The sequence below is a fragment of the Sediminimonas sp. genome (genome assembly GCF_024637375.1).
GTDB lineage: Bacteria > Pseudomonadota > Alphaproteobacteria > Rhodobacterales > Rhodobacteraceae > Sediminimonas.
The window spans coordinates 1-10,819 of sequence record NZ_JAGXFK010000026.1 but is presented as its reverse complement, the minus strand read 5'-3'; the positions used below and the strand labels follow the sequence as shown (position 1 = coordinate 10,819).

The window sequence follows — 10,819 nt, the reverse complement described above, 5'->3', positions numbered from 1 at the left end:
GAGATATAGCTGAAAGTTGGTGATGGCCCCTGAGGGGCGGCATATCATGGCGGTGTCCAGACGCCGTCAATTCTCTGGAGAGAAAGGGATATGCCACATGACGAAGTTTACCATCACGCCATTGCCTGATCCATCGGGATCTTCGCGCGATCCGCTGACGGAGGTTCTGCGCTCCGGCGCGCGTCGTCTGATTGAGCAGGCGGTGGAAGCGGAGCTGGCCGCTCTGCTTGCCTCCCATGCCGATGACAAGACCGAAGATGGCCGGTCCCGCCTCGTGCGCCATGGCTATCTGCCGGAGCGCGAGGTCATGACCGGGATCGGCCCGGTGCCGGTGAAGGTGCCCAGGGTTCGCGACCGAGCCGCCGGGACCGAGAAGGTCCGGTTCACGTCATCCATCCTGCCGCCCTATCTGCGCAAGGCAAAGTCGGTCGAGGAACTGCTGCCGTGGCTCTACCTCAAGGGCATTTCCAGCGGCGATTTTCAGGAGGCGCTCGCGGCGCTCCTGGGGCCGAACGCGGCGGGGCTGTCGTCGACCACCATCTCGCGGCTCAAGGCTGCGTGGTGGGACGAATATGACCGCTGGCAGCGCCGCGATCTTGGAGCCCGGCGCATTGTCTACATCTGGGCCGATGGCGTCTACTTCCAGCCGCGCATGGCCGAGGAAAAGCAATGCGTTCTGGTCGTGATCGGGGCCGACGAATGGGGCCGCAAGGAGGTTCTCGGCCTCACTGACGGTTATCGCGAGAGCACGCAGAGCTGGCGCGAGCTGCTGATCGATCTCAAGCGCCGTGGCCTTACCCGCGCCCCGGAGCTGGCCATCGGCGATGGCGCCCTCGGGTTCTGGGCGGCGTTGCGCGAGGTCTTTGGCAGCACGCGCGAGCAACGCTGCTGGGTCCACAAGACCGGCAATGTCCTCAACGCGATGCCGAAATCCGTGCAGCCCAAGGCCAAGGGGCACCTGCACGACATCCGGGCCGGGCCGAGACCAAGGCTGACGCCGACGCCGCCTTCGACTTCTTCGTCGAGACCTACGGCGTGAAATACGACAAGGCGGTGGCCAAGCTGGTCAAGGACCGCGAAGTGCTGCTCAGCTTCTACGACTTCCCGGCTGAACACTGGAAGCACATCCGGACCTCGAACCCGATCGAGAGCACCTTCGCCACCGTCCGCCACCGGACCGGCAAGACCAAGGGTTGCCTGAGCCGGAAAACCGGCCTCGCCATGGCCTTCAGGCTGATGATGTCAGCCCAGGCGAAATGAAGAAAGCTGGACGGCGCAAACCGCCTGCCCGAGATCGTCCAGGGGATTGCCTTCAAGGACGGCATCAAGCAACTTCAAACCGCCGCCTGATCACGCCGTCACCAACTTTCGGGCATAGCTCGCCCCGCACTCGTTCGAGGTTCTGCTGGTCGAAAGCCTCGGTAAGCGTTTCGCTGGCCGTCGCACTTTCATCGAGGACGTCGAGCGAATCGTTCCGGAATTCTATGATCTGATCGGGCAACATCTGCGTGCATGGCAGGCCCCACCGCCGCGCCCGGTCAGTTCAAGAAACGCTGATGACAATGATGGGATGACAGACGAACCGTCAGGTCCGATTCATGCCGTTTCCCAAGAAAATTTCGACGAATGATAGTCTGACTAGGGCCGCTGGTTGAAAAATGCTTGAACCTGCGGGTTGCACCGCCCTCGCACACTGGCAAACTGGTATCGGGATCATATGTTTTCACCATGACCCTGACGATTCCGTTCGACAACAGCTATGCCCGCCTGCCCGCGCACCTCTATTCCCGGCAGGCGCCGGTGCCGGTGACGGCGCCGGTGTTGCTGGCTTTCAACGACGCGCTCGCCCACGAGCTTGGCATCGAAACCGATCGCGACGCGGACGAACTGGCCGCGATATTCGCCGGCAACCGCCTTCCCGAGGGCGCCGCGCCACTGGCGCAGGCCTATGCGGGGCATCAGTTCGGCGGCTTCAACCCGCAGCTTGGCGACGGTCGCGCCATCCTGCTGGGCGAGGTCGTGGACCGCGCCGGCAACCGCCGCGATATCCAGATCAAGGGCGCCGGGCGCACGCCCTATTCGCGCATGGGCGACGGGCGCGCATGGCTGGGCCCGGTGCTGCGCGAATACCTGCTGAGCGAGGCGATGCACGCCATGGGTATCCCGACCACGCGGGCGTTGGCCGCCGTTGCCACCGGCGAGGACGTCTACCGCGACACCGCCCTTCCGGGCGCCACGCTGGCCCGTGTCGCCGCCAGCCACATCCGCGTCGGCACGTTCCAGTATTTCGCCGCGCGCCAGGACATCGCGGCGCTGCGCGCGCTTTACGATCACACCCGCGCGCGCCATTTCCCCGATGCCGGATCGCCGGGCGAGATGCTCGACCAGGTGATAGCCGCCCAGGCCGATCTGGTTGCGGCATGGATGTCGGTGGGGTTCATCCACGGGGTGATGAACACCGACAACACCGCGCTTTCGGGCGAGACGATAGACTACGGCCCCGCCGCCTTCATGGATACCTACCACCCGGTCACCGTCTACAGCTCGATCGACCGGCACGGGCGCTACTCGTACGACAACCAGGCGCGCGTCATCGTGTGGAACGTGGCGCAACTGGCCGGGGCGCTGGTGCCGCTGATGCCCGACCAGGACGCCGCCATCGCCGCCTTTACCGAAATGGTGAACGCCATGCCCGACCGGGTCGAAGCAGCGCGGCTGCGCCGTTTCGCCGCCAAGATCGGCATTGCCGAGATGCGCGACGGCGACGCTGCCCTGATCGACGAATTGCTGGCGCTGATGGTCGCGGGGTCGGCCGATTTCACCAACACGTTCCGCGACCTGGCCCATGGCGACGCGCGCGCGCATTTCCCCGATCCCGCCGGATATGACCGCTGGCACGCGCGTTGGCAGGCGCGGATCGCGACCGAACGTGACGCGAAAATGCGCATGCTGGCCGCCAACCCGGCGCTTATCCCGCGCAACCACCGGGTCGAGGCGATGATCGCGGCCGCCGTCGCCGGCGACATGGACCCGTTCCACCGGTTGCTGTCGGCGCTGTCGGCGCCGTTCGACGACCCGGCCCCGGAAAACCGCGACCTGGCCGCCCCGCCGCAGCCGCAGGAAGTGGTCCGCGAAACCTTTTGCGGCACCTGATTGCGGCACTTGACGCGAGGGGGCGTCGTTTTCCTTAGCCGCCCTTGGCCTTCGGCTGTCCCTTGCCCAGATGCTTGGCCAGCGCGCCGGCGTTCCTTTCGCGCTTGCCCTTGTAGGGGTTCTTGGCCCCCTGCCCGCGCATGTGCAGCCGGATCGGCGTGCCGGGCATGTCGAAATCGGCGCGCAGCCCGTTGACTAGGTAGCGGGTGTAGCTGTCCGACATCTTGTCGGGCGCCGAACACATGACGACGAACCCCGGCGGGCGGGTTTTTACCTGGGTCATGTAGCGCAGCTTGATCCGCCTGCCCGCCGGCGCCGGGGGGGGGTGCGCCTCGACCATGCCGGCCAGCCAGCGGTTGAGCTGCGCCGTGGGCACGCGGCTGTTCCAGACCTGGTAGGCGCCACGAATGGCGGCGTTGAGCCGGTCCAGCCCACGCCCCGTCTTGGCCGACACGGTGACCAGCGGCGCGCCCCTGAGCTGCGGCAGCAGCCGCTCGAACGCGGTGCGCAGGTCGCGCAGCTTGCCCTGGCGGTCTTCCTCGATGTCCCACTTGTTGACCGCCACCACCACCGCGCGGCCCTCGCGCTCGGCCAGGTCGGCAATGCGCAAATCCTGCTGCTCGAACGGAATCGCGGCGTCCAGCAGCACCACGACCACTTCGGCGAATTTCACTGCCCGCAGCCCGTCCGACACGCTCAGCTTTTCCAGCCGCTCCTGAACGCGCGCCTTCTTGCGCATCCCGGCGGTATCCCAGATGCGTACCGGCAGGCCATCCCAGTCGATCGACAGCGAAATCGCGTCGCGGGTGATGCCCGGCTCGGGGCCGGTCAGCAAACGCTCGTCGCCCAGTATGCTATTGATAAGGGTGGATTTCCCCGCATTCGGCCGCCCCACGACCGCGATCTGCATCGGCCGTTCGGGGGTCGGCCAGCGCAGTGCGCCTTCGCCCGCGTCCGCGACTGCCTCGCCATCCTCGTCCAGCGCCACGTCGGTGACCGGCGCGGTGTCCTCGGCGTGCGCGGCGTGGGCGTCGGCCAGCGGCATCAGCACCTGCAACAGATCGCCCAGCCCTTCGCCATGCTCGGCCGACAGGATCAGCGGCTCGCCCAGGCCAAGGCCCCAGGCCTCCATCGCGCCGGCCTCGCCGGCCCGGCCCTCGGCCTTGTTGGCGCCCACGATCACCTTTGTGCCGCGCTTGCGCAGGATCTCGGCGAACACTTCGTCGGTGGGCGTGATCCCGGTGCGCGCGTCGACCAGGAACAGGCAGACATCGGCCATGTCCACCGCCCGCTCGGTCAGCTTGCGCATCCGCCCCTGCAACGACTCGTCGGTGGCCTGTTCCAGCCCGGCGGTGTCGATCACGGTAAAGCGCAGATCGCCAAGTCGCGCCTCGCCCTCGCGCAAATCGCGGGTGACGCCGGGCTGGTCATCCACCAGCGCCAGGCGCTTGCCGACAAGGCGGTTGAACAGGGTCGACTTGCCCACGTTCGGTCGGCCGACAATGGCCAGGGTGAATGTCATCTCTCACGGGCTCCTAACGGATCAGGGAGCCGCGATACACCATTCGCGCGTCAACGGAAAGCGTGCAGTTGTCCGCGTGAGCCCACCACGTAAAGCGTGCCGCCAGCCACGACCGGGTCGGTGGTGGCGCCGCCGGGCACCGCGGCGCTGTAGCTCAGCTTGCCGGACTCGGGGTCGAAGAACCGCAGCTTGCCGTCTCCCGAGGCCACGACGATCCGGCCGCCGGCCAGGATCGGGCCGTAATGGGGCACGCGCTCGACCTGGCGGCGCGGGCGCGACTTGGTGAAACCGGGCAGTTCGACGCCCCAGATGCGGCTGCCATCGCGCGCGTCGAGGCGCACCAGCTCGTTGCGGTCGGAGATCACGAAGATCGAGCCGCCCACCGGGAACACCGGGTTCATCGCCCCTTGCTGCGCGGTCCAGATCCGTTCTCCGTTGGCGACGTTCATCGCCACCACGCGGCCCGCGTGGCTGCCGACGTAGACGCGGCTGCCGTCGATCACCGGATCGCCGGTGATATCGCCCACCTTGGAGGCAGCGGAAAAGCGGCGCTGCCCGCGCACCGACCCGTTCCAGGCCCGCAAGCCGCCCTTGCGGAAGGTTGCCTGCACTTCGCCGCCACCGAAGGCGAAAATCGCATAGGTATCGTTGAGCGCCGGCGCCGGCGCGCCCAGCACGTTGGAGACATCCGGCATCGCCGTTACCTGCCACTGCACGCGGCCGGTCTCGGCGTCGATCGCCCAGCCGGTATCGTCGCCCGCGACGAGGTAGACCATGCCGCCATAGACCGTCGGCGCGCCCGACCCCGTGGCGCGCAGGCGCTGCTGCCACAGCACCTTGCCGCTGTCCGGGGCCAGCGCCGTCAACTGGCCGAACCCCGACGAGACGAAAAGCTTGCCTGCGCCATAGGCCAGGCCACCGCCGGTGGCATCCTTCGAGCGCGCGGCCGGCGGCGTGACCTCCCGGCTCCAGAGCGTCTGGCCCTCGGTCGAGGTGGCGGTGACCTTGGCCGCCGCATCCAGAGTGAAGACGCGCCCCCCGGCGACCACCGGATCGGCGGTGATACGCTGCCGGCGGGTGTCGCCCTGCCCGATCGGCGTGCTCCAGACCGGTTGCGGCGCGGCCCGCAGCGCGGCATGCGACACCCGCGTGCGCGGCGTGCCGATGGTGTGGGTCCATTCGCTGTTTTGCACCTGCGCCGGCAGCGAGATCGGCGCGCTGCGATCCTGCGCGCGCGCCGCTGGCTGGTCTTCGTTACCAGAGGCGCGCAAATCCTCGCGCTTGCCCGGCAAATAGCTGTCCCGCTCACAGCCGGACAGCGCCACGAGCCCCGCAAGTGCCATGATCGCAACGGTTCGTTTCAACACATCAGCCCCCTGTCCGCGCCCCGCAACGGGGCCTGCGCCGTTACCTTGCCGTTGGCGCCATCCGGGCGCCACGCGTTCATCCGGCGCGGCTGTCCGCGCCGAGCGCCAGCATCAACCGCGATGCGCGCCGTTGCAAGCCCGGCGTTACCTCCGAATCGTCCATGATCTTCTGCAACCGCTCGATGGCCGCATCGCGCGCGCCGGCTTCGATATCCATCAGCGCCAGTTGCTCCTGCGCCTGCAACCGCAAGGGCGACCCGGACGCGACCAGCGCCTCCAGCCTGAGCCGCCGCTCCTCGGCCGGCAGCGCATCCGCCAGCAGGGTCGCCTTGAACCCGGCAAGATCGCGATAGATGTCCGGCAAGGCGCCATCGGTGGCGACCCGGTCGAGCAGCTCGGCCGCCTCGCCCGCCTGCCCGTCCTGCGCCAGTTCCGCGGCCCGCAGCATGTCGACCACCGCCTGCGCGCCCGGCGTGTGGGTTTCAACCGTGGCCAGCGCATCGACCCGGGCGTCCGGCGCATCGGCCTGCATCGCCGCGATGATCGCGTCGCCGGTGGCCTGCGCGCGCGCCTCGGCCTCGGCCTTGCGCCATTCGTTCCAGGCCGCGCCGCCAACCACCAGCAACACCACGAGCACCGCGATCCAGCCATATTTGCGCATCAGGCGGAACAGCCTGTCGCGGCGCACCTCCTCGGTGACTTCCTCGATGAAACTGTCGGTCTGGCTCACGCGGCACCCCCGGTTGAATTTCGCCCCTCTTAGCGCGAAGGCCGCCCCCTGCCAAGGGGTTGCCGGTCGCGCCAAGCGGTACGTCGCGCAGCAGGCCCGCCGACAGGCTGTCCCGGGCGCATGTTCAGGGCCCGGGCGCGAACAGGTCTCCGACCGCGATGCTGACGATACCCTTTTGCCTGTCGCGAACCAGAAACAGCGCATCAAGGCGATGCCGTTGCGCAACCTCGACGCCGCGTTCGGGCCCCAGCACCATCAGCGCGGTGGAGTGCGCCCCTCGGGCGCGAATCTCGAAGCCCATAACCGTCCATCAAACCGGGGGAACTCCAACTCCAGGCATCGGCCTTGGTGTAGGCGTCGAGGTGTTTGTCGCCGCTGGCGTCGATGACGTAGCCACAGAACCGCTCAGCTGCTCTGTGGAAGGTGACTGGGCGTCCTTTGCCCTTCTGCTGTAGATATATCCCGACTGCTTCTGACAAAAGCACAGATGAGGAAGACACCACAGGCGCATCATCTGTCCAGCCGAGGACAGCCCCTGCTCACGCGGCATCTGCTCGCCCGGCAGCTTCACGTCTTGGCACCGCAAATGATACCAGCGGTCTTCGAGCTGGTCGGCAGCTTTTCTGGCTCTGGCTTCTGCAATTTTTGCTGATCTCGTGCGCAGCGAAAACGCGATCCGAAGTGACGTGTAATGGGTTTCCATCTCATTCGGGATGCGATGGCTGAAGCAGAATATCCCGTCTTTGACGAACGTGAGCGGGCGCGAAATGGTCTCCGACATGATCTACGGCTCCTAGCAAATGTTAAAAGCTGGAGCAAAACCAATGCGTTAGATAAAGGAGTGGTGCCGGCAGAGGGACTCGAACCCCCGACCCCGAGATTACAAATCACGTGCTCTACCAGCTGAGCTATACCGGCCACGGCTTCGCCTTACGCAAAGCGCCACGCCGGCGCAAGGGACAATGGCTCAGCGGTTGGCCCGTGCCAGGAGCCCCACCGCGGCCAGCCCGACGCCGATCACCAGGATCGCCGCCGGCGCGGCATCGCCGAGGTTTTCCAGGCTCGCCTGGTCATGCACCCGCGTGGCGAGGGTGTTGAAGTTGAACGGGCGCAGCAGCAACGTGGCCGGCAATTCCTTGACGCAATCGACGAAGACCAGCAGCAGCGCCGACCCGAGAGAGCCCCGGATCAGCGGGTAATAGACCTGCGAAAGCACCTGCCCGCGCGAACGCCCGAGCGAGCGCGCCGCCATCGGCAGGCTGGGCGAGACGCGCCCCATCGCCGCGTCCGCCGCCCCCTGCGCGATGGCGAAAAACCGCACCGAGTAGGCCAGCACCAGCGCCGCCGCCGAGCCGGTGAACACCAATCCGATATCGACCCCCGCCAGCGCCTCGACGGCATCGGCCAGCCGGTGATCGAACGCCGCCAGCGGAATCAGGATGCCAACCCCCAGAACGGCGCCCGGCGCCGCATAACCGATGGTCGTCAGCGGCAGCAGCGTGCGCGGCAGGCGCCGCCCCGACAGGCGCACCCCGTAAACCATGAACACCCCCGCCAGCACCGTCAGCACCGCCGCCGAGCCGCCCACCGTCAGTGTATTGAGAAGCGCGCGCAATAGCGCCGGGTCCACCCAGCGATCGGCATTGGCCAGCGCGTGGCGCAGGATCACGCCGGCGGGCAGCACGAAGCCCACGAGAAACGGCAGCAGGCAGACCAGTGTCGCCGCGCCCGCGCGCGCGCCGGACAGGCGCACCCGCACCACGGAGCGATGACTGCGCGACAGGCCGAAGAACCGCGTGCGCCGGCGGCTGGTCCGCTCCAGCGCCAGCAACACGACCACCAGCACCAGCCCGACGCAGGCGATCTGGGCGGCCCCGCCGGCATTGTTGCTTTGCAGCCAGACGCTGAAGATGCCGGTGGTCAGCGTCTGCACCGCGAAATAATCGACGGTGCCGAAATCGTTGACCGTTTCCATCATGGCGATCGCCATGCCGGCGGCGATGGCCGGGCGCGCCAGTGGCAGCCCGACGCGGAAAAACCGCCGCCACGGGCCCGCCCCCAGCGACATCGCCACTTCCTCGGTGGCGGCCGATTGCTCGCGGAATGCCGCGCGCGCCAGCAGGTAGACGTAAGGATAAAGCGCCGCCGCCAGTACCACGATCGCCGCCCCCATCGAGCGGATCTCGGGGAACCAGTAGTCGCGCGCGCTTTGCCAGCCGGCGAGGTCGCGCAGCGTGGTCTGCACCGGGCCGGCATACTCCAGCAGATCGACCAGCGCATAGGCCCCCACGTAAGCCGGAATCGACAGCGGCAGCAGCAGCAACCATTCCAGCCAGCGCGACAGCGGAAACCGGTAGTGGGTGATGATCCAGGCCGCTCCGGCCCCGACGGCGCCGGTCAGCGCGCCCACCGACAGCATCAGCACCACCGTGTTGCGCAGGTAACGCGGCAGCGTCGACGACAGCAGATGCGGCCAGATATTCTCGGTCGGTGACAGCGCCACCCAGATCACCGAACCGATCGGCAACAGCACCATTGCCGCGATCAGCGCCGCGCCGATCGACCACACCCCGCCGCCGCGGCGCTTGCGCCGGTGCCCGTCTGACGCCATGATACCGCTCATCCGATCCCCTTGCCCGAAAGCGGTTCAACTGTCCAGAAAAAGGCATATATTGCCGTCGGGTATCTCTCAATCCATGGAAACAGCATGCAGGTCGTATTACATCCGGGCGTTCACAAGACCGACGATGACCGGCTGGTCAAGTCGCTGCTCAAGAATACCGCGCTGCTCGAGCAGGCCGGGGTCTCGGTTCCGCGCCCATCGCGTTATCGGCGGCTGGTGCGCGATACCGTCCAGGCGATGGCAAACGCGCCCCCCGCCGAGGACGCGGCGCAATTGATCCTCGATGCGGTGCTCGACGATTCGCAGCCCGAGCGGATCGTGATGTCGATCGAGAATTTCTTTTGCGTGCCCAAGCTGGCGATTTCGAACGGCATCCTCTACCCCAACGCCGAGGAACGGGTCGCCCGCTTTGCCGACCTTTTCAGCGACGCCGAGGTCGAGCTGTTCATGGCCATTCGCGACCCGGCCAGTTTCCTGCCGGCGGTGTTCGCGGAGGCCCCGCACCCCTCGTTCCTCGATTTCATGGACGGCACCGACGCGATGGATATCCGCTGGTCGACGCTGATCCGGCGCATCCGCGCCGCCGCGCCGGATGTTCCGGTTACCGTGTGGTGTAACGAGGACACGCCGCTGATCTGGGGCGAGGTGCTGCGCGAGGTCGCCGGCGTTGACCCCACCGTGGACCTCAACGGTGCCCATGACCTGCTCGACGAGATCATGTCGAAGGAGGGGCTCAAACGGTTTCACGCCTACATGGCCGAACACCCCGGCATGACCGAGGTGCAGAAACGACGCGTCATTTCGGCCTTTCTGGACAAGTTCGCGCTGGATGACGAGATCGAGGAGGAACTCGACCTGCCCGACTGGACCGAGGCCTATGTCGAAAGCCTCAGCGCCCAGTACGAGGAAGACACATTCGAGATCGGGCGTATCCCCGGCGTGCAGTTGATCACACCTTGAGCGCGCGCGCCGGGCGTCACATCCCGAGCGCCTCCTTGTACATCTCCATAACCGCCTCTTCCTCGGCGATATCGTCCTTGTCGCGCTTGCGCAGCGCGATCACCTTGCGCATCACCTTGGTGTCGTAGCCACGCGCCTTGGCTTCGGCCATCACCTCTTTCTGCTGCTCGGCGATGTCTTTCTTCTCGGATTCGAGGCGCTCGAACCGTTCGACGAACTGGCGCAGCTCGTCGGCGGTGACGCGGTAGTTGGCATCGGGGGACTGCTCGTTCATGACCGGCTCCGTTCATGTCATGGACCATCGGGATGCGCTCTCCCCTAGCGCCCGGGCGCGCGCGGCACAAGCCCGCGTTGCCCCGCGCGCGACAATCGGCTAAGCGGTGGCGGCACCGGGTGGCCGGACCACCCGCAACGCACACTGGCCAAGTCGGAGGAATGCGCATGGAGACGCTGATCTGGATCGG

The 10,819-nt window shown here is 67.0% G+C and carries 10 protein-coding genes, 1 tRNA gene and 1 pseudogene; 3 read left to right on the top strand and 9 right to left on the bottom strand.

Annotated features, from left to right (window positions below):
- Positions 1–97: 97 nt before the first annotated feature.
- Positions 98–1,350: pseudogene (locus Q0L89_RS03520) on the top strand (IS256 family transposase).
- On the opposite strand, the gene Q0L89_RS03515 reads toward Q0L89_RS03520, so the two are convergent.
- Positions 1,325–1,501, bottom strand: coding sequence for a hypothetical protein (locus Q0L89_RS03515; RefSeq protein WP_296762595.1), 177 nt, complete (start codon positions 1,499–1,501; stop codon positions 1,325–1,327). The pseudogene Q0L89_RS03520 and the gene Q0L89_RS03515 overlap by 26 nt on opposite strands.
- 227 nt (positions 1,502–1,728) lie before the next feature.
- On the opposite strand from Q0L89_RS03515, the gene Q0L89_RS03510 reads away from it, so the two are divergent.
- On the top strand, positions 1,729–3,153 hold the full coding sequence (locus Q0L89_RS03510; RefSeq protein ID WP_296762593.1) for a YdiU family protein: 1,425 nt from the start codon (positions 1,729–1,731) through the stop codon (positions 3,151–3,153).
- Between the two features lie 34 nt (positions 3,154–3,187).
- Here Q0L89_RS03510 and der read toward each other — a convergent pair whose 3' ends face one another.
- The 7 genes from der to Q0L89_RS03475 all read right to left on the bottom strand — a co-directional run bounded on the left by der (position 3,188) and on the right by Q0L89_RS03475 (position 9,395).
- Positions 3,188–4,675 carry a ribosome biogenesis GTPase Der gene (gene der / locus Q0L89_RS03505; protein WP_296762592.1) on the bottom strand — a complete coding sequence of 496 codons (1,488 nt, stop codon included), beginning with the start codon at positions 4,673–4,675 and terminating at the stop codon, positions 3,188–3,190.
- A gap of 50 nt (positions 4,676–4,725) precedes the next feature.
- A complete protein-coding gene (locus tag Q0L89_RS03500) occupies positions 4,726–6,042 on the bottom strand; it encodes a PQQ-binding-like beta-propeller repeat protein (RefSeq protein ID WP_366937891.1) in 1,317 nt (438 codons plus the stop codon).
- 76 nt (positions 6,043–6,118) lie between these two features.
- A complete protein-coding gene (locus Q0L89_RS03495) occupies positions 6,119–6,772 on the bottom strand; it encodes a hypothetical protein (RefSeq protein ID WP_296762590.1) in 654 nt (217 codons plus the stop codon).
- 124 nt (positions 6,773–6,896) lie between these two features.
- Positions 6,897–7,073 carry a hypothetical protein gene (locus Q0L89_RS03490; protein ID WP_296762589.1) on the bottom strand — a complete coding sequence of 59 codons (177 nt, stop codon included), beginning with the start codon at positions 7,071–7,073 and terminating at the stop codon, positions 6,897–6,899.
- 9 nt (positions 7,074–7,082) lie between these two features.
- On the bottom strand, positions 7,083–7,553 hold the full coding sequence (locus tag Q0L89_RS03485; RefSeq protein WP_296762587.1) for a DUF6538 domain-containing protein: 471 nt from the start codon (positions 7,551–7,553) through the stop codon (positions 7,083–7,085).
- A gap of 61 nt (positions 7,554–7,614) precedes the next feature.
- A tRNA-Thr gene (locus Q0L89_RS03480) sits at positions 7,615–7,690 on the bottom strand.
- 49 nt (positions 7,691–7,739) lie between these two features.
- A complete protein-coding gene (locus Q0L89_RS03475) occupies positions 7,740–9,395 on the bottom strand; it encodes an iron ABC transporter permease (protein WP_296762585.1) in 1,656 nt (551 codons plus the stop codon).
- An 84-nt stretch (positions 9,396–9,479) separates the two neighbouring features.
- Between Q0L89_RS03475 and Q0L89_RS03470 the strand changes: the two genes are divergently transcribed.
- Complete coding sequence (locus Q0L89_RS03470) at positions 9,480–10,355, top strand: hypothetical protein (protein WP_296762583.1); 876 nt, start codon at positions 9,480–9,482, stop codon at positions 10,353–10,355.
- Positions 10,356–10,371: 16 nt separating this feature from the next.
- Here Q0L89_RS03470 and Q0L89_RS03465 read toward each other — a convergent pair whose 3' ends face one another.
- Positions 10,372–10,629 carry a DUF2312 domain-containing protein gene (locus tag Q0L89_RS03465; protein ID WP_296762582.1) on the bottom strand — a complete coding sequence of 86 codons (258 nt, stop codon included), beginning with the start codon at positions 10,627–10,629 and terminating at the stop codon, positions 10,372–10,374.
- Between the last annotated feature and the right edge of the window lie 190 nt (positions 10,630–10,819).

Coding starts and splice junctions, on each gene's coding strand:
- Q0L89_RS03490 (WP_296762589.1), bottom strand. CDS start 7,073: ATGGGCTTCGAGATTCGCGCCCGAGGGGCGCACTCCACCGCGCTGATG.
- Q0L89_RS03475 (WP_296762585.1), bottom strand. CDS start 9,395: ATGAGCGGTATCATGGCGTCAGACGGGCACCGGCGCAAGCGCCGCGGC.
- Q0L89_RS03485 (WP_296762587.1), bottom strand. CDS start 7,553: ATGTCGGAGACCATTTCGCGCCCGCTCACGTTCGTCAAAGACGGGATA.
- Q0L89_RS03465 (WP_296762582.1), bottom strand. CDS start 10,629: ATGAACGAGCAGTCCCCCGATGCCAACTACCGCGTCACCGCCGACGAG.
- der (WP_296762592.1), bottom strand. CDS start 4,675: ATGACATTCACCCTGGCCATTGTCGGCCGACCGAACGTGGGCAAGTCG.
- Q0L89_RS03510 (WP_296762593.1), top strand. CDS start 1,729: ATGACCCTGACGATTCCGTTCGACAACAGCTATGCCCGCCTGCCCGCG.
- Q0L89_RS03470 (WP_296762583.1), top strand. CDS start 9,480: ATGCAGGTCGTATTACATCCGGGCGTTCACAAGACCGACGATGACCGG.